The sequence below is a fragment of the Chromobacterium sp. CCUG 30098 genome (assembly GCF_059916605.1).
In genome coordinates, this window is the sequence record NZ_JAUCGS010000004.1 from 272,406 (window position 1) to 289,030 (window position 16,625).

The following is a 16,625-nucleotide window of genomic DNA, read 5'->3' on the forward strand; positions in this document are numbered from 1 at the left end:
GCGCTTTGAACACCTTGAGGAAACGGCCATGAGCGCCATGTCGCGTCTGGAAACCCTGTTGCAACCCATCGCCGCGGACAATCCCGGCGGCGAGCCGCTGCGCTACGCGCCGGAATACGACCAACTGCGCGAACTGCGGCGCGAGGACGACCCCAGCCTGCCCGCCGGCATCTGGGAAAGCGATTTGAAGCGCGCGGACTGGTCCGGCGTGGAGCGCCTCGCCTCCGCGCTGCTGGCCGAGCGCAGCAAGGATTTGATGGTGGCCGGCTGGCTGGGGGAATCCTGGCTGCACCTGCTGGGCCTGCCCGGCCTGGAAGCGGCGCTGGCGTTGAGCGCGCAGTGCTGCGAGCAGTACTGGGATAGCCTGCACCCCTTGCCGCAGCAAGACGATCTGAGTTTTCGCACCGGCCCGCTGGAATGGCTGGCCAAAACCTACGCCGCCACGCTGGCGGCCCAGGTGCCCTTGCTGAACACGCCGCCGCCGCAGGAGCGGCAGCCGCTGACCCTGTGGCAGTGGCAGGACCTCAACCGCCGGCTGCTGGCCGGCGGCGACGAGGGCAAGCTGGAGCGCGAACAGGCGCGCCACGAGCAGCAGAAGCTGAACGACTGGGTGCGCGCGCTGCCGCCGGCCGCGCTGGAGGAGAGCCGCGGCGCGCTGGCGCGCAGCCGGCAATGGCTGGCGCGGCTGCAGAGCTGGTGCGACGAACGCATGGGCGCGGACGCGCCGTCCTACGCGCCCTTGAGCCAGACGCTGGAGCAGGCGGCGCAAGCCTTGCAGGAGCTGGCCGTCCTGCATCCCGGCCCGCCGCCGGAGCCGGAAGCCGCCGCCGTCGACCAGGCCGAAACCGCCGCGCCGCCGGCCCTGGCCGAAGCCGGCCACGGCGCGCCGCCGCCGGCGTCCGCGCCCGTTTTCGCCCAGCGCGAGCCGCAGGGGCGGGAGGACGCTTACCGCCAGTTGCGCGGCATCGCCGATTATCTGGCGCGCACCGAGCCGCACAGCCCGGTGCCCTATCTGATCTACCGCGCGGTGGAGTGGGGGGAGAAGCCTTTGCGGGAGCTGCTGGCGGAGCTGATAGACAGCGACGCCGAGGCGCGGCGGCTGTGGTCCCTGCTGGGGGTGTTGCCTTAGAACCTGTTTACGATCTGCTGCGCGTCGGCGATACGGCGTTGAGAACAAGCTCAACATGCTCATTGCCTCTTGTACACTTCGCTTTTCCGCTTGTTTTCGCCTTGTCTCGCCCTTGTGCGCGAGGCTTTGAGCAGGCGTTTAAAAAAGGGCTTGAGGCGGAGAAGCCGCCTCCCGCTTGACGGGCATTCAGTGAAGGACGGCCAGATGGCGAATGTGGAGTGGAACGGGCTGATCTTCCGCCGCGCGAGCGCGGCCGACGCGCCCGCGGTATTGAAAATTTTCGATGAAATCATCGCCTGGTTCGTCGCCATGGGCAACGCGGAGCAATGGGGAAGCGAGCCGTGGTCAAGCCAGCCGCGACAAGTGGAGCGGGTGGTCGAGGCGTGCTCGCTGCCGGGAGCGTGGGTGGCGGAGGAGGAAGGCGGCGCCGTGTTGGCCGCCCTGGTGCTGGGGGAGGCCATGCCCTATGCGCCGGCCGCGACGGAGCCCGAAATCTACGTGCGCTTGCTGGTCGCCTCCCGCCGCTCCGGCGCGCGGGGCGTCGGCCGGCGTTTGATGGCTTTCGCGGACGAACAGGCGAGGCTGGCCGGCGTCAAGCGCTTGCGCGTGGATTGCTATGGCGGGGGCACGGGGGCCCTGGCGCGTTTTTACGAGTCCTGCGGTTATGAACGCATCGCCGCATTCGATGTGGACGGCTGGCCCTGCCAGCTGCTGGAGCGCGTTCACGCTCCCGCGAGCTAGGGCGAGGCCGCTTGGGAAAGCGGCTTGCTCGCATGGCGCGCTGCGCCGCGCGCAGCGGACCGCGAACGGACTCCAAGGCCAGGATGCCTGGCCCGGAAGGACGGCGCGGGCAAGGGCTCAGTCCAGCGTGTCCATATAGTCCTTGCCGCGCAGCCGCCCGGTTTGCGCCCAGGGCAGCGGCTGGCCGGCGGCCAGCGGGCGGATCTCCACGCGCATGCTTTCGCGATGGCGGCCGTCCTGCGAACGCGATTCCACCCGCAGCGGCATCGCCCAGCGCGCGCTCCATTGCAATTGCTTGCTGTGGCCCTTGGCGGTTTTGCGATACCAGCGGCTGCCGTCCGCGCCGGGGCTGACGGTGAAGCCTTTCAGTTTTTCAATGTCCACCAGCTGGCTGGCCAGGATCCAGGAGCCGTCGAAGCCCACGTCGCTCCATTCGCGCTGCCCCACCTGCACCAGCAGCCGCTGTTGCGGCAGGGCGAACTCCAGCCGTGGCTGGCCTTTGGCGTCCAGCCAGACGTGGCGGCTGGCGGCGGCGTAGTCGATGTGGTCGTGACCGTCCTCATGGCCGTGGCCGTCGTCGTGATCGTGGTCGTCGGCGGGGGCGTTCAGCCGTTCGCGCCAGACGTGCTTGCCCTGGCGGGTCAGTTTTTCCCGATAGCGTATGGTTTTTTCCACGCCGTCCTTGCCGATGGTGACGGTTTCGTAGCGGATGGTGGCCACCAGATCCGGCGCGGCGGCGCGCAGCGCCGGGGACAGGGCCAGCAGGGCCAGCGGCAGCAGGATTTTCATCGCGGTCTTTCTTCATGCGTAAAAGTAGGCTTGCCCGTGGGCAAGCCGAATGGGGGGCATCCGGGACGGCCGCGCCGGGCCTGGAGCGGCGCCGGCGCGGAGCTCGTCGCGGGGGCGGGGGCTTAGAGCCTGTTTACGATCTACTGCGTGTCGGTAGAGACATTGTGCGATGAGTGCCCGCTTCGAAATGCTCATGTACCACGAGTACATTCCGCTTTCTCAGCCGTTTTCGCCTTGTCTCGCCTTAGCTCGCGAGATCGTAAACACGTTCTTAGAGGCCCAGTGCGTTTTTCACCAGGCCGAACACCTTGGTGTTGTCCATCACGCCCTTGAAGCCCTTGGAGCCGGCGCCGCCGGACATCAGCATCACGTCGCCGCCGCCGTGGGTTTCGCTGGACAGGCGGATGCCGGTTTCCTGCTGGTAGTCGTCGCCCATCGCGGTGGCGGAGTCCACCGACACGCGGCTGGCCTTGCGGTTGGGGCCGTTGCCGAACACCAGCGCGGTGTAAGTGGCGCCGTCCGCGTCCTTGGATTCCTTGCCGTCGGCGTAGCCGCGCACGATGTCGTGGATGGGGTTGCCGCGCTTGGCGTAGCCGTTGATGGTCATGGTGTGGTCATGGTCCGCGGTGACCACGATCAGGGTGTTGTTCAGGTCCACCTTGGCCAGCGCGGTCTTGATGGCGTTGTCGAAGGCGATGGTGTCTTCCAGCGCGCGCTTGGCGTTGGTGCCGTGCAGCGCGTGGTCGATGCGGCCGCCTTCCACCATCAGCACATAGCCGTTGCCGTTGCGGGCCAGGGTGTCGATGGCCTTGGCGGTCATGTCGGCCAGGCTGGGCTGGTTCAGGCTGTTCTTCACCCGGTCCAGCTCATAGTCCATATGGTCCTTGTTGAAGATGCCCAGCAGTTTGTTGCCGGACTGCGGGTTGAAGGCGGCCAGCTCGCTGCCGCTGCTCACCAGGGTGTAGCCCTTGGCCTGCATTTCGGTCAGCAGATTGCGGCCGTCCGGGCGCTTGCCGCCGGAGGCGGTGGGCAGGAAGAATTTGCTGCCGCCGCCCATCAGCACGTCCAGGCCGGCGCCCAGCTTGGCGTTGTAGCCGGCGCCGCCCGGCGCCGCCTGGGCGGCGATGTCGGATTCGGCGTCGCGGTGGCAGACGTGAGAATAAGTGGCGGCCGGGGTGGCGTGGGTGACGCGGGTGGTGGTCACCGCGCCGATGGCCTTGCCCTTGGCCTTGGCCAGTTCCAGCAGGGTGGTCGCCGGCTGGCCGTTGCCGCTGCCGCAGTTGCCGGTGCCGTTGCTATTGGGGTCGATGGCGCGGGTGTCGGCGGACATGGAGATGACTTCGTTGTTCATCTTCACGCCGGTCATATAGGCGGACATGGACGGCGCGCTGTCGGTGGTTTGCGCGTCGTTGGAGAAGGTCTTGACGCGGGCGGTGCGGGACAGCTGTTCCATGTTCAGCTTGCCGGCTTCGCCGTATTTGTAGATGCGCGAGGCGGTGACGGTGGTGGGGCCCATGCCGTCGCCCAGGAAGAAGATCACGTTCTTGGCTTCGCCCGCGGCCTGGGCCGGCAGCGCGTGCAGGGCGGCGGCCAGCGCGGCGACGCTGAGCAGCGGTTTCATCATCGGTTTCATTGCGGTTCTCTTGTATGGGTTTGTGTAGCGTTTGGGGGGCGGCGGCTCAGAACCTGTTTACGGTCTGCTGCGCGTCAGCGATACGGCGTTGAAAATGTCTTCAAAATGCTCGTGTACCGTGTGTACACTCCGCTTTTTCAGCCGTTTTCGCCTTGTCTCGCCCTTGCTCGCGAGATCGTAAACAGGTTCTCAGAGCGCGGCCGCTTTCTTCACCAGGCCAAACACGTCGATGTTTTCCAGGAAGCCGTGGAAGGCGTCCGAACCCTGGCCGATGGCGCCGATGTAGACATCGGTGCCGCCGTGGGTTTCGCCGCCGGCCGGCATGCGCACCGCCGCTTCCTGGTGGTAGTCGTTGGCGGAGACCACGGCGTCGGTCAGCGCGGCGGCGGCGTTGCGGTTGCCGTTGACGCGGTTTTCGCCGTTGCCGAAGCCGATGATGGAATAGGGCATGCCGTCGGCGTCGGTGGCCAGGCTGCCGTTGCTGTAGTTCTTCACCAGGCCCAGCACGCCGGGGTTGCCGGCCGTGGTCTTGCCGGTGCGCTGGGCGTAGCCGTTGAGCACCAGGGTGTGGTCGTGATCCGCGGTCACCACGATCAGGGTGTTTTTCAGGTCCGGATCGCGCTGTTTCATCGCGTCGATGGCGGTCTTGATCGCCTGATCGAAGGCCACGGTGTCCTGCAGCGCTTTCTTGGCGGTGGTTTCATGCAGCGCGTGGTCGATGCGGCCGCCTTCCACCATCAGGAAGAAGCCTTGCTTGTCCTTGCGGTCCGCCAGCATGGAGATGGCCTTGGCGGTCATCTCAGCCAGGCTGGGTTCCTTGGAGGCGTCGCGGTCCAGGTCGTAGCTCATGTGGCTGCTGGTGAACAGGCCCACGGCGCGGGTGGTCTTGGCCGGGTCCAGCGCGTTGAAGCCGGTTTTGTCCGCGGCGTAGCCGTAGCCCTTGGCTTTGAGCTCCGCCACCAGATCGCGGCCGTCGGCGCGCTTGCCGCCGGCGGCCTTGGGCAGGAAGAACTGGCGGCCGCCGCCAAACACCACGTCCACGCCGTCTTGCAGCTTGGCGTTGAAGAGCGCGCCGCCCGGCACCAATTGGGCGGCGATGTCGGATTCGGCGTCGCGGTGGCAGACGTGGGAGTAAGTGGCCGCCGGGGTGGCGTGGGTGACGCGGGTGGTGGTGACCACGCCGGTGGCCTTGCCGCCGGCCTTGGCCAGCTCCAGCAGGGTGCTGACCGGCTGGCCGTTGCCGCTGCCGCAGTTGGAGGTGAAGTCCGCGGTGGGGGATTTGGCCTGGGTGTCGGTGGACATGGAGATGACTTCGTTGTTCATCTTCACGCCGGTCATGTAGGCGGACATGGACGGCGCGCTGTCGGTGACCTGGGCGTCGTTGGAGAAGGTTTTGACAAAGCCGCTCTCCGGCAGCGTGTCCATGGTCAGCTCGCCGTCTTCGCCCACGGAGTAGATGCGGGCGGCGGTGGTGGTGTTGATGCCCATGCCGTCGCCCAGGAAGAAGATCACGTTCTTGGCGGCGGGACGGAGGCCCTGGTTGTTGTTGGCGGAGCCGCTGGCGGTGCCGCCGCTGCTGCCGCAGGCGGCCAGGCCGATGGCGGCCGTCACGGCCAGGGTCAGGCTGAGGATGCGCATGATGTTATGTTCCGGGCATGAAAAAAACCGGCACAGCATAGTGGGCGCATGTTTCGGCCAGGAGAGGGTTTGATGAAGATTTTGTTGCGGGGTCAACCGGCGGGCCGGGGCCGGCGTTGGCGGGGCGCGCTTAGAACCTGTTTACGATCTGCTGCGCGTCGTGGAGCCTTACACGGTGAGCACACCTTCGAAATGCTCATGTAGCATTTGTACATTCCGCTTTCTCAGCCGTTTTCGCCTTGTCTCGCTTTAGCTCGCGAGATCGTAAACAGGTTCTTAGCGCCGGTCGGCGCACAGCGGCAGCAGCCGCTGATAGGCGGCGTTGATCTCCTTGCTCTTGCGTTCCGCCAGTTCGCGCAGTTCCAGGCCCAGAGCGCTGACCTTGTCCGGATGGTATTCCGCCATCCGCGCCCGGTAAGCGGCTTTCAGTTCTTCCGCGGAGCAGGGCCAGGCGACTTGCAGCACCTGGCAGGCGCGCTCGGTCTCGGAGACGGCGCCGGACGGCGGGGCGTCCGGCCGCGTCGGGCTCAGCGCCCGGCGGATCAGCCAGTAGGCCAGCAGGGCAAACAACAGCAGCGCAATCAATCGCATCGACACGGTTCCTTGGCAGAGGGCCGCCCGCGCTTGCGGACGGAATAGCAATATGGAGCGGCTGGCCGGACGCTGGTTCCCGGCGCGGGGCCGTGGTGGGTGAACTATGCCGCCGGCGGGCGGTCCCACCCGGCCCGGTTATGTTCTTTAATTTAGAGCCGCCTGCCGATCCGGGGAGGCGGCGGCCCGCAAGGAAGCATATGAGTTCCACCATCCGTCCGGCCGTCCGCGCCGACATCGCCGCGCTGTTCGACATCCGCACCAGCGTCCGGCAAAACCATCTTTCCATCGAGCAACTGGCCGACCTGGGCATCACGCCCGAGACCATCGCCGAAACCATCGCCGCCGCGCCCTGCGCCTGGATCGCGGAACAGGACGGCCAGCCGGCCGGCTTCGCCATGGCGGACCTGGACGCCGGCGAAGTGTTCGCCTTGTTCATCAAGCCGGCGTTCGAGGGCCTGGGCCTGGGCCGGCAACTGCTGAGCCAGGCCGAGGCCGCGCTGTTTCAGCGTCACTCGGTGATCCGGCTGACGACCGACGGCGACGAGGCCATCCGCGCCAACGGTTTTTATCAGCGTCAGGGCTGGCGGCAGGCCGGCCCGGCCGAGGGCGGGGACCTGTTGTACGAAAAGCGGCGCGAGGGCTGAGCGAGGCGCGCCTCCGGCAACGAGTCTGAAGAGGCCGGGGGCGTGCCGGATACGCGCGTTCCCGGGCGTCCGAAGGCGCGTGGCGGGCAGGTAAAGAGGGAGCGCTTCTTCTTTAAGCGCATAAGCATAAGCCAATATGCCACTACAGCCGCGCCGGCTTTTATATTATGATGCCGGCTCTGCGTTGTTTGCCGCCCCTGTCCGCATTACCCAGTTCCCTGCTTCATGCCAAGACGCCGCGTTTCGCGCGCCGTCGTCGTCGACTGTTTCCGGGTGGCCGCGCCAAGTCATAGATGATAGCCGTCCTGGAGTTTTGAATGAGTTTCGCCACCTTATTGCTGTACATCGTCGCCGTCAGCGCCGTGATGATCACCCCCGGTCCGTCCATGCTGCTGGCGCTCAACAACGGCGCCAGCCACGGTATGCGCATCGCCAGCTACGGTTTCGCCGGCGCGGTGCTGTCCGATCTGCTGCTGATCGCCGCCGTGGGCTTCGGCCTGGGCGCCTTGCTGCAAGCGTCGGAACAACTGTTTTCCATCGTCAAATGGGGCGGCGCCGCCTATCTGGTCTACCTGGCCTGGATGATGTGGCGCGCGCCCACCCAGGCGCTGGCCGCCAGCGCCCAGAGCGGCGAGGCCAGCGGCCGCGGCACGTTTTTGCGTTCCCTGGTGGTGGGCCTGTCCAATCCCAAGGGCCTGCTGTTCTTCACCGCCTTCCTGCCGCAGTTCATCCGCCAGGACCAGCCGGCGGTGCCGCAATACATGATTCTGGCCGTGGTCACCGCCAGCGTGGACTGCGTGATGATGTTCATCTACGCCTACGGCGGCCGCCACGCGATGCGCACCTTCTCCGCCCGCGTGATGGGTTGGATCAACCGCAGCTGCGCCGGCATGCTGGCGGTGCTGGCCATCGGCCTCAGCCTGTACCGCCGCAGCGATATGAGCTGAGCGCGCCGCTTTGCCGCCACGGAAAACCCGCCGAATCCGGCGGGTTTTTTTATGTGGGCCTATCGCCGGGCGCGACAAAAAGCCGCCCCTGGGGGCGGCAAGAGGACATCGATAGATACAAAGGAGGGGAGGACTTGTTCCTGAACCCTCCGGCCAATATATCCGCCGCCCGTGACAGCGGGATGACGGCTCAACGCAGCGGCGAGGCGGCCGACGCCGGCGCCCGACGGCGCGCGGCGGGTTCGGCGGCGTCCCGGTACACCCGCACATAGTCCACCACCATCTCCTGCGGCCAGCGCGTGGACGCGTCCGGCGCGCCGGCCCAATCCCCGCCCACCGCCAGATTCAGCACGATGAAGGCCGGTTCTTGCAAGGCGCTCCAGCCGTCGCCGCCGTCGGTTTTCATGGTCACGGTCTGATAGAGCTGGCCATCGACGAAGTAGCGGATCGCCGCCGGCGACCACTCCACGGCGAAATCGTGGAAACGGTCGTTGAACCAGCCCAGATCCGGCGTGACATAGGAGGCCGACGCCGTTTGCACCGTCCCGGCCGGCGCGCCGGGCTTGGGCCGGTGCGCGCTGCCCCAGACGGTGGCGTTTTCCGCGCCGGCCTCGCTGCCCACCATTTCCAGGATGTCGATCTCGCCGTAATGCGCGGGCTGATCCCAGCGCTGGTTCAGCATCCAGAACGCCGGAAACATGCCCTGGCCGTAAGGCAGCTTGATGCGCGCCTCGATCCGGCCGTAGCGCCAGGCGGCCTGGCTGCGCAGGCGCGCCGAGGTATAGTCGCGGCCGCCGTAAGCCTGCCGCCGCGCGGCGATATGCAGCGCGCCGTCGCGCACGGCCACATTGTCCCCGGCGGTGTAGTACTGCAGCTCATGCAGGCCCCACGGGCCGGGGCCGGATTCCAGCCGCCATTTGGCGCCGTCCAGCGCCGCGCCGTTGAATTCGTCCTGCCACGCCAATTGCCAATTGGCCGCGGCTGCGCCGCCGCTCAGCAGCGCCGTAATCGCGGCGGCTGCCGCCATCTTGCTTTTCATCGCTCATCTCGCGCGAGTTTGTCGAGCGTCCAGCATAGCCGGAAGCGAGAGCGGCGCAGCGCGGCCGCGCTTGGCAGTTTTACCAAGCGCGGCCAGACCCGCGGCTTAGAGCCTGTTCAACGCCGTATCGCTGAAGCGCGGCAGACATTGAACCGCTGCTTAGAGCCGCTAACAAAAGCTCGCAGAGAACCTGAGCCAAGGCGCGCCGACGCAGGCAGTACAAGTGGTACGACAAGGAGGCGCAACGCGGGATCAGGGGTTTTGTTAGCGGGTCTTAGAGCCTGTTCACGATCTCGCGAGCAAGAGCGAGACAAGGCAAAAACGAGCGAAAAAGCGGAATGTACACGTGGTACATGAGCATTTTGAGCTTGTTTTTAACGCGGTATCGCCGCAGCGCAGTAGATCGTGAACAGGTTCTTAGGAGCAATTCGAGTTCAGGCTGGGATAGGCGGTATTCAGGATCCACTTGCCCTTGCTGTTCTTGGCGTAGCGGAATGACAGGAAAATGGGCTGCCCTGCGGGAAACGGGGTGGACAGGGTGCAGACTCCGGCCGCGTTCACCTCCTTGCAAGTGCTGGGCAGCGCGCCGGGCCAGCCCTTGGGATAGAGGGTGCCCTCCGGCACGCAATCGGACTCCGCCGCCCGGGTGCCGCATATGGCCGGTTTGGGGCCTTTGGGCCCGGGATAACCCTGCCAGGTGGTGAAGGCGGCCTTGAACTGGTCCCAGCTGTCGAACTGCGATTTGCCCGCCTGGGTGGGCTGGCCGTGGATATGGATGCTGACATGGCCTTCCATCGCGGTGTTGTCCGCCATGGATTTGACGCTGGCGTTCACATCCGGGGTGACGCGGCAATCCGCCGCCTGAACCGGCGCAGCGGACAACAGGCATAGGGTCAGCGCCGTCAGCGCGGCGCCGGAACAGATTGGGAGGAGGCGATTGGACATGAGGGAATCCTGAAAACGTCGGGCGCGCAGGCCAGATGGGGTTTTTAAAAAGCGGGCGGCTGTAAGTTATTGCGCCAACAGGGCATGACGCGATTTATCGTTGAAGATTAATGCAAAAGGCATTAATGATGCCTGCGCTTTGGGACAGGTGGCGGGCGAGCGCCGTGCGCCGAAGCCTGGCCGAGGAGGCCTCCGGCGTCGGCGGCGCGGCCTTGAGAACGACTTCCGCGCGGGGCGGTGAGAGAGAGGAGCGCTTGGGCGATATTCCGGGGCGGCTGCGGCTGAGGCCGGCCATGCGCCAAGCCGCCGTCTCAACCGCAAGGCCCCGCCTCGGCCCGGCTTGCCGGGAAGGGCGTCCTACTGGCGGCTCCGCTCCCAGGCGGCCTGGGTTTCCAGGAACAAGCCGTGCAGCCGGTATTTGTCCCAGATGAAGGCCGTTTCCTTGGCGAACAAGCCGGCGCGCAAAGCCTGCCTGAGCTTGGCCAGAATCGTCGGCGGCGTGTCCGGATGGCAGATCAGCCAGCGCTCGGCCGGCGTCAGCGCCAGCGCCTTGCGCGGCGGCGGTCCGTCCTCCGGCGCGGGCGGGGTGTCGCTGACGAAGACCTCCAGCCGCTTGGCCGCCAGCATTTTGAAACCCAGCGCCGGTTTGGCGATGGGGATGTAGCTCAGCTGGGCGGAACTGAGCAGATCGCGCGCTTCCGCAATGTCCACCGTGCCCAGGGTCATGCCCTGCATATCGCGCAGATTCTTGAACGGCGCCGCGTTGCCGCGGGCCACGTAGGCCTGCAAGACCACCGGCGAGATGGCGGCCACATAGCTGACGGTTTCCGCCTTGCCCTGGTCGAAGTTCACATCCAGCGCGCAGGTGTTCTTCTCCGCGGCGGCCAGGAAATACGCGCGCTTGGCCGGCACGCCTTTCAGCGCCACCTCCAGCCCAGCCTTGGCCGTCAGGTAGCGGAAAGCGTCGGCGTAGGGGCCGCCGAGGCCGTCTCGGGCCGGCGTCAGATAGGGCGGATGCGCGTCCGCCACCACGGTCAGCAGCGGCTGGGCCTGAGCCAGGCAGGCGGCGCCGGCCAGCGCCGCCGCCAGCCGTCTGAACGCGGGCGGCGGGCTCAAGACTTCACCAGGTCCACCGGCGTGCGCACAATGCTCTGCATCTCGCTTTGCGTCAGCCGCTTATTGAAGGATTCCAGCCCCAGGCGGATGGCGTACTCCGCCTGCAAGGCCGGGTGCTGGTCCGCGGTGGCGTAAATGCGCTTGGACGCCAGCAGCGCGGCCATCTCCGGGATATTGTCGTAGCCGCCGATCAAGACCTTGCCGTCCCGCTTCAATTCCGTCACCGCCTGCGCCGCGCCAATCGCCATATTGTCGTTGCCGCACAAGAGCGCGGCCAGGTCCGGCGTCTGTTTCATCAGCTTCAGCGCCGCCGCCCGCCCGGCGTCCCGCTCCCAATCGCCCCAGGCGAGGGCGGCCAGCGTCATATTGGCGCTGGCTATCGCCTCCCGGTAACCGTCGCTGCGCGCCTTGGCGTTGATGGAGCCGGGCAGGCCCTCGATGATGGCCGCCTTGCTGCGCGGCTTCAAGGCCCGCAGCACATAGTCACCCACCGCGCGCGCGCCGCTGAAATTGCTGGGGCCGACAAAGGGAATGTTGACGCCGTGGCTGGCCAGCGCCCGGTCGTCCAGCTTGTTGTCCAGATTGATCACCAACAGGCCGCTTTGCACCGCCTTGATCAGCGCCGGGATGATGGCGCGGGAGTCCGCCGGCGTGATCAGCAGGATCTGCTCGCGGCGGGCGATGCAGGCCTCAACGATCTTGATCTGCCCGGCCAGGTCGGTCTCCCCCTGCACCCCGTCTATCGTCAGCTGATAGTCGCCGCTGTGCTGCGCGTGGTGCCTGCGCGCGCCGGCCGTCATCACGCTGAAGAAGGGGTTTCTCAGTGATTTGAGCACCAGGGTCACCGCGGGCTTCGTCGCGGCCGCCGCCAGCCGGGGCCAGGCCAGCAGGCCCAGAGATGCCAGTAAAAACGCGCGCCGCCGCATGGAGCTCCCCCGCCTGTCGAATGAATGCGCCGGCAAGCCGGCGGCCAGGCCCGGCCGCGCGGCCAGGCTCAAGGATATGGCTTCTTTATAGAGCACAGCGGGGAGGGCGGCAGGAGCGGACTATCCATGCGTTTGAGGGGTTTGGCCTCACTCTCGTCATCGATGGGCGTCGTCATGATGGGGGCAGGCCAAGCTGCTGCCGCAGCGGCGGCTGTTATGGAAACATGGCCGTAGAGGACGCTTGGCGGGGACGTGTGGAGTGGCGCTTGAGTGTTTACCCTAATCCCTGCAAAATCTAGCACCTACTCTCTAACAATTAATACATTCCGCCGATGAACATTTCTCTCCCCCTCGCGCTGCGCGCCTGCGCCGCGTTGTGCTTGTCATGGCCCGCCGTCGCGCCGGCCAAGTCCTTGCCGGTTCAGCCCGTCTCCACCGTGGTCGCTGACTATCTGCAACAGGCCAAGGCCAGTCAGCAGCCGGCCGAGCTGCTCAGCTCGGTGGTGGAGGACGGGGTGGAGGTGCGCATGTACCGGATGGTGTCGCAGCAATGGCCGGGAGCCGGCAGCGGCATTGGGAGCAATGCGCCGCTGTGGGAGCAGCAGTACAAGCTGGTCCTGCCCTTGACGCGCAAGCCGGGCGCGCCAGTGCTGCTGTACGTCAACGGCGGCAGCAATCACGCGCAGCCGCCCAAGCTGCCGGACCGCTTGCCGGCGGAAGCGCTGGCGCGCGATCTGGGCGTGCCGGTGGCCGAGCTGTATTTCGTGCCGAACCAGGATTTGCAATTGGACGAGCAGCCGGCCGGCCGCGAGGACGCGCTGGTGGCCTATACCTGGCGCAAAACGGTGGATCAGCCGCAGGCGGAGCGTTTCAGCTCCCTGCATCTGCCGATGACGCAGGCGGTGAGCGCGACGATGGACGCCTTGCAGCGCAGCCTGCCGGGCAGCGAGCGTTTCGTGGTGGCCGGCGCGTCCAAGCGCGGCTGGGCCGCTTGGCTGGCTGGTCTGAACGATAAGCGGGTGAGCGCCATCGTGCCGGTGGTGGCGGATTTCTGGAACGTGCGCGTCAACTTCACCCATGTCTACAACAGCTACGGCCAGCAGTGGCCGGCGGCACTGCGCGATTATCAGCGCAACGGCATCACCGAGGATGTGCTGCAAGGAGGGCCGGGTCTGGACGCCTTGTTGCGCTTCGAGGACGTGGTCAATTACCGCGCCGGGATGGCGCGTTTGAGCAAGTATATGATTTCCGCTTCCGGCGACGACTTCGCGGTGCCGGATTCCGCCTGGAGCTATCTGCCGGACTTCGCCGGCCCCACCCAGCTGCGCTATCTGCCCAATCAGTCGCACTATGTGAAGGGCGATCAGATCGGCAAGGCCTTGCGGCAGTTCATGCGCCGCTGGCTGGCCGGCAAGCCGATGCCGCGGGCGCAGGTGGACGCGGACCCGGCCAGCGGCCGGCTGCGCGTCAGCGTGGCGGAGCGCGAGGCGGGCAAGGCGACGCTGTGGCTGGCGCATAACCCCGCGAGCCGGGATTTCCGCTTCAATTCCGGCATCCGTTATCAGCCCAAGGCGATTGAAGGCCAGTGCCGCCGCGGCAACTGCCGTTTCGAGTTCAAGCCGGACGCTTCGCTGCCGGGCTGGCAGGCTTATTTCATCGAGTTCGAGGGCCAGGATTTCGCCTGGAGCACGCCGCCCTTGGTGTGGCCGCACGCCTATCCCAACGGCGAGCCGGTGCCGTTTGGCGCGCCGCGTTTGCAACTGGGGCGCTGATCGCGCTTGGGCGGGCGGTTTGGCCGCCTGCGCCAGATCTCGAAGCCGGCTGAGCCGGCTTTTATTTTTCTCATGTTTTGTATTTTTTAGTCCAACCTGGATTTTTTTGTTTACATTTTGGATTTCAAAGTCTACTCTGGATTCATTGATCCAATTGCGAGTGCTGCCATGCTGTCCCGTTACCAGTCCATCGCCGACGCCATCGCCACCTTGTTCTATCCCTATGCCGAAGTGGTGCTGCACGACCTGGCCACCCAGTCCGTGGCCTATATCGCCAACAATTTCTCCAAGCGCGAGCTGGGCGACGATTCCGGCCTGGACGAACTGGAAAACACGCCGGACGCGACGGTGATCGGTCCTTACGAAAAACTGAACTGGGACGGCCGCAAGCTGCGTTCCATCAGCGTGGTGCTGCGCGACGACGCCGGAGTCGTGCTCGGCATGATGTGCGTGAACCTGGACATCTCGGTGTTCGAGGGCGCGCGGGCGGCGCTGGACCTGTTCCTGTCCGGCAGCAAGCTGGTGGCGCAGCCGGCCTTGTTGTTCGAGGACGACTGGCAGGAGCGCATCAACCGTTTCATCCACGGCTGGCTGCAACAGCGCCAGCTCAGCCTGTCCATTCTCAACCGCGAGCACAAGCGCGAGCTGGTGGAGGCGCTGCTGCACGAGGGCGCGTTTCGCGGCAAGAACGCCGCCAACTACGTGGCCAATGTGCTGGGCATGGGCCGCGCCACGGTTTTCAAGCATTTGAAAGAGCTGAAGGAGCAAGCATGACACTGGATTCCCTGTTCGACGCCATCGCCGCCGCCCACCAGGCCATCCGCCCGCAGGCGCGGGTCACGCCGCTGGAGCACAGCCCGGCCTTGTCCGCCCTGACCGGCTGCGAGGTGTATCTGAAGTGCGAGCATCTGCAGCGCACCGGCTCCTTCAAATTCCGCGGCGCCAGCAACAAGCTGCGGCTGCTGGACCCGGCGGCGCGGCGGGAAGGGGTGATCGCCGCGTCCACCGGCAACCACGGCCAGGCGGTGGCCTTGGCCGGCGGGCTGTTGCAAGTGCCGGTGACGGTGTACGCGCCGGCGTCCGCCGCCGCGGTGAAGCTGGACGCCATCCGCGCGCTGGGGGCGGAGCTCAAGCTGGTGGACGGCGGCGCGCTGGAGGCGGAACTGAGCGCCGGCGAGGCGGCGCGGCGGGCGGGTCTGCCCTTTGTGTCGCCGTACAACGATCTGGACGTGGTGGCCGGCCAGGGCACGGTGGGCATGGAGCTGGCCGAGCAGTGCCCGGAGCTGGACGCGGTCTTTGTCTCCGTGGGCGGCGGCGGCCTGATTTCCGGCATCGGCGCGGCCTTGCGGCGCCTGGCGCCCGGCGCGGAACTGGTGGGCTGCTGGCCGGAGGCGGCGGCCACTATGCACGCCAGCCTGCAAGCCGGCCGCATCGTCGAGGTGGACGAGGGCGACACCCTGTCCGACGGCACCGCCGGCGGGGTGGAGCCGGGCGCGGTGACTTTCGAGCTGTGCCAGGCCTTGATCCGCCACTGCGCGCTGGTCAGCGAGGCGGAGATCCGCGCGGCGCTGCGCTTGCTGGCGCAGAGCGAGCGCTGGATGACGGAGGGCGCGGCGGGCGTGGCGCTGGCCGGCCTGTTGCGGCAGGCGCCGCGCTACCAGGGCAAAAAGGTGGCGGTGGTGCTGTGCGGCCGCAACATCGTGCTGGATAAGTTTTTGAAGGCGGTGTCATGAAAACCTTCAACAAGGATGAAATCCTGGCGCGGCTGGATCTGGAGCGGGCGGAAGCGCTGCTGCGCCAGGGTTTCATCGCCTATTCCGCCGGCCGCGCGCAACTGCCGCCGGTGCAGCATTTCGCCTTTGCCGCGGCCAACGGCGATTGCTGCGTGAAATCCGGCTATGTGGAGGGCGAGAGCCTGTTCGCGGTCAAGGTGTCGTCCGGTTTCTACGACAATCCCAAGCGCGGCCTGCCCAGCAATCAGGGCCTGGTGCTGTGCTTCTGCGCCCGTACCGGCGCGCCGTTGGCGCTGCTGCGGGACGAGGGCTGGCTCACCGCCTGGCGCACCGCGCTGGCCGGCAGGCTGGCGGCGCGGGTCTTGGCCCCGCGCCGGGTGGAGGCGATAGGCATTGTCGGCACCGGCTTGCAGGCGCGCTTGCAATTGCGCGCCTTGCAGGCGGTGACGCCGTGCCGGGAGACGTGGGTGTGGGGGCGTTCGGAGACCGAGCTGGCGGCTTTCGCCGCCGAGTTCGAAGCCGAGGGCTACCGTGTGCGGACCACGCTGGACGCGGAGCCGCTGGCGCGCGCCTGCCGGCTGATCGTCACCTGCACGCCGTCCGCCCGGCCCATTCTGCGGGCCGGCTGGCTGCGGCCCGGCAGCCATGTCACCGCGGTGGGCGCGGACGCCGCCGGCAAGCAGGAACTGGAGACGGAATGGGTGGCCGCCGCGGACCGCATCGTGGTGGACTCCGTCGCCCAGTGCGCGGCTTACGGCGAGGTGTCGCACGCGCTGGCCGCCGGTCTGCTGGAGCGCGAACGCTTGACGGAGCTGGGGCGGGTGCTGGCCGGCGAGCAGGCGGGCCGGCAAAGCGAGGACGAGATCACGCTGGCGGACCTGACCGGACTGGCGGTGCAGGACGCGCAGATCGCCAAATGCGTGCTGGAGGCCCAGGCCTGAGACGCGCTTGACCGTCAAGGGGTTCTCAGAACGTGTTT

At 66.8% G+C, this 16,625-nt stretch carries 16 protein-coding genes; 8 read left to right on the top strand and 8 right to left on the bottom strand.

Annotation, left to right across the window (positions count from 1 at the left end; all coding sequences use genetic code 11):
• The first annotated feature begins 28 nt into the window (after positions 1-28).
• Together tssA and QUG03_RS11670 are read left to right on the top strand one after the other, a co-directional pair.
• On the top strand, positions 29-1,129 hold the full coding sequence (gene tssA / locus QUG03_RS11665; RefSeq protein WP_500820049.1) for a type VI secretion system protein TssA: 1,101 nt from the start codon (positions 29-31) through the stop codon (positions 1,127-1,129).
• 204 nt (positions 1,130-1,333) lie between these two features.
• A complete protein-coding gene (locus QUG03_RS11670; RefSeq protein ID WP_500820050.1) occupies positions 1,334-1,870 on the top strand; it encodes a GNAT family N-acetyltransferase in 537 nt (178 codons plus the stop codon).
• 117 nt (positions 1,871-1,987) lie between these two features.
• Here the strand turns inward: QUG03_RS11670 and QUG03_RS11675 are convergent, their stop codons facing one another.
• The 4 genes from QUG03_RS11675 to QUG03_RS11690 all read right to left on the bottom strand — a co-directional run bounded on the left by QUG03_RS11675 (position 1,988) and on the right by QUG03_RS11690 (position 6,521).
• Positions 1,988-2,659, bottom strand: a complete 672-nt coding sequence (locus QUG03_RS11675; protein WP_107799783.1) for a hypothetical protein — start codon at positions 2,657-2,659, stop codon at positions 1,988-1,990.
• 271 nt (positions 2,660-2,930) lie between these two features.
• Complete coding sequence (locus QUG03_RS11680; RefSeq protein ID WP_500820051.1) at positions 2,931-4,292, bottom strand: alkaline phosphatase; 1,362 nt, start codon at positions 4,290-4,292, stop codon at positions 2,931-2,933.
• Positions 4,293-4,481: 189 nt separating this feature from the next.
• Positions 4,482-5,930: an alkaline phosphatase gene (locus tag QUG03_RS11685; RefSeq protein ID WP_235087671.1), complete on the bottom strand. Its 1,449-nt coding sequence runs from the start codon at positions 5,928-5,930 to the stop codon at positions 4,482-4,484.
• Between the two features lie 276 nt (positions 5,931-6,206).
• Positions 6,207-6,521 (bottom strand): DnaJ domain-containing protein, encoded by a 315-nt coding sequence (locus tag QUG03_RS11690; protein ID WP_500820052.1) that lies wholly within the window; start codon positions 6,519-6,521, stop codon positions 6,207-6,209.
• 200 nt (positions 6,522-6,721) lie between these two features.
• Between QUG03_RS11690 and QUG03_RS11695 the strand changes: the two genes are divergently transcribed.
• Together QUG03_RS11695 and QUG03_RS11700 are read left to right on the top strand one after the other, a co-directional pair.
• The gene (locus QUG03_RS11695; RefSeq protein WP_500820053.1) at positions 6,722-7,168 is read left to right on the top strand and encodes a GNAT family N-acetyltransferase; all 447 of its coding nucleotides are present in this window, start codon (positions 6,722-6,724) and stop codon (positions 7,166-7,168) included.
• A gap of 317 nt (positions 7,169-7,485) precedes the next feature.
• On the top strand, positions 7,486-8,115 hold the full coding sequence (locus tag QUG03_RS11700) for a LysE family translocator (RefSeq protein ID WP_500820054.1): 630 nt from the start codon (positions 7,486-7,488) through the stop codon (positions 8,113-8,115).
• A 190-nt stretch (positions 8,116-8,305) separates the two neighbouring features.
• Here QUG03_RS11700 and QUG03_RS11705 read toward each other — a convergent pair whose 3' ends face one another.
• From QUG03_RS11705 to QUG03_RS11720, 4 genes are all read right to left on the bottom strand, one after another.
• Entirely contained in the window at positions 8,306-9,142 is an 837-nt protein-coding gene (locus QUG03_RS11705) for a glycoside hydrolase family 16 protein (protein WP_253315482.1), read from the bottom strand.
• Positions 9,143-9,571: 429 nt separating this feature from the next.
• Positions 9,572-10,099 (bottom strand): hypothetical protein, encoded by a 528-nt coding sequence (locus QUG03_RS11710; RefSeq protein WP_486635493.1) that lies wholly within the window; start codon positions 10,097-10,099, stop codon positions 9,572-9,574.
• A gap of 357 nt (positions 10,100-10,456) precedes the next feature.
• Entirely contained in the window at positions 10,457-11,215 is a 759-nt protein-coding gene (locus tag QUG03_RS11715) for a transporter substrate-binding domain-containing protein (protein WP_500820055.1), read from the bottom strand.
• Complete coding sequence (locus tag QUG03_RS11720; RefSeq protein ID WP_488877645.1) at positions 11,212-12,213, bottom strand: substrate-binding domain-containing protein; 1,002 nt, start codon at positions 12,211-12,213, stop codon at positions 11,212-11,214. Before QUG03_RS11720 ends, QUG03_RS11715 begins: the two co-directional genes overlap by 4 nt.
• A 260-nt stretch (positions 12,214-12,473) precedes the next feature.
• Between QUG03_RS11720 and QUG03_RS11725 the strand changes: the two genes are divergently transcribed.
• The 4 genes from QUG03_RS11725 (at position 12,474) to QUG03_RS11740 (ending at position 16,587) form a co-directional block, all read left to right on the top strand.
• Entirely contained in the window at positions 12,474-13,913 is a 1,440-nt protein-coding gene (locus tag QUG03_RS11725) for a PhoPQ-activated protein PqaA family protein (protein WP_488877646.1), read from the top strand.
• Between the two features lie 168 nt (positions 13,914-14,081).
• The gene (locus QUG03_RS11730) at positions 14,082-14,687 is read left to right on the top strand and encodes a helix-turn-helix transcriptional regulator (protein ID WP_486635489.1); all 606 of its coding nucleotides are present in this window, start codon (positions 14,082-14,084) and stop codon (positions 14,685-14,687) included.
• Positions 14,684-15,646: a threonine/serine dehydratase gene (locus QUG03_RS11735; RefSeq protein WP_233246696.1), complete on the top strand. Its 963-nt coding sequence runs from the start codon at positions 14,684-14,686 to the stop codon at positions 15,644-15,646. The genes QUG03_RS11730 and QUG03_RS11735 overlap by 4 nt, the downstream gene beginning before the upstream one ends.
• A complete protein-coding gene (locus QUG03_RS11740) occupies positions 15,643-16,587 on the top strand; it encodes an ornithine cyclodeaminase family protein (RefSeq protein WP_486635488.1) in 945 nt (314 codons plus the stop codon). The genes QUG03_RS11735 and QUG03_RS11740 overlap by 4 nt, the downstream gene beginning before the upstream one ends.
• Positions 16,588-16,625 lie beyond the last annotated feature (38 nt).

Coding starts and splice junctions, on each gene's coding strand:
- QUG03_RS11695 (WP_500820053.1), top strand. CDS start 6,722: ATGAGTTCCACCATCCGTCCGGCCGTCCGCGCCGACATCGCCGCGCTG.
- QUG03_RS11725 (WP_488877646.1), top strand. CDS start 12,474: ATGAACATTTCTCTCCCCCTCGCGCTGCGCGCCTGCGCCGCGTTGTGC.
- QUG03_RS11685 (WP_235087671.1), bottom strand. CDS start 5,930: ATGCGCATCCTCAGCCTGACCCTGGCCGTGACGGCCGCCATCGGCCTG.
- QUG03_RS11670 (WP_500820050.1), top strand. CDS start 1,334: ATGGCGAATGTGGAGTGGAACGGGCTGATCTTCCGCCGCGCGAGCGCG.
- QUG03_RS11730 (WP_486635489.1), top strand. CDS start 14,082: ATGCTGTCCCGTTACCAGTCCATCGCCGACGCCATCGCCACCTTGTTC.
- QUG03_RS11675 (WP_107799783.1), bottom strand. CDS start 2,659: ATGAAAATCCTGCTGCCGCTGGCCCTGCTGGCCCTGTCCCCGGCGCTG.
- tssA (WP_500820049.1), top strand. CDS start 29: ATGAGCGCCATGTCGCGTCTGGAAACCCTGTTGCAACCCATCGCCGCG.
- QUG03_RS11740 (WP_486635488.1), top strand. CDS start 15,643: ATGAAAACCTTCAACAAGGATGAAATCCTGGCGCGGCTGGATCTGGAG.
- QUG03_RS11735 (WP_233246696.1), top strand. CDS start 14,684: ATGACACTGGATTCCCTGTTCGACGCCATCGCCGCCGCCCACCAGGCC.
- QUG03_RS11680 (WP_500820051.1), bottom strand. CDS start 4,292: ATGAAACCGATGATGAAACCGCTGCTCAGCGTCGCCGCGCTGGCCGCC.
- QUG03_RS11700 (WP_500820054.1), top strand. CDS start 7,486: ATGAGTTTCGCCACCTTATTGCTGTACATCGTCGCCGTCAGCGCCGTG.
- QUG03_RS11690 (WP_500820052.1), bottom strand. CDS start 6,521: ATGCGATTGATTGCGCTGCTGTTGTTTGCCCTGCTGGCCTACTGGCTG.
- QUG03_RS11710 (WP_486635493.1), bottom strand. CDS start 10,099: ATGTCCAATCGCCTCCTCCCAATCTGTTCCGGCGCCGCGCTGACGGCG.
- QUG03_RS11705 (WP_253315482.1), bottom strand. CDS start 9,142: ATGGCGGCAGCCGCCGCGATTACGGCGCTGCTGAGCGGCGGCGCAGCC.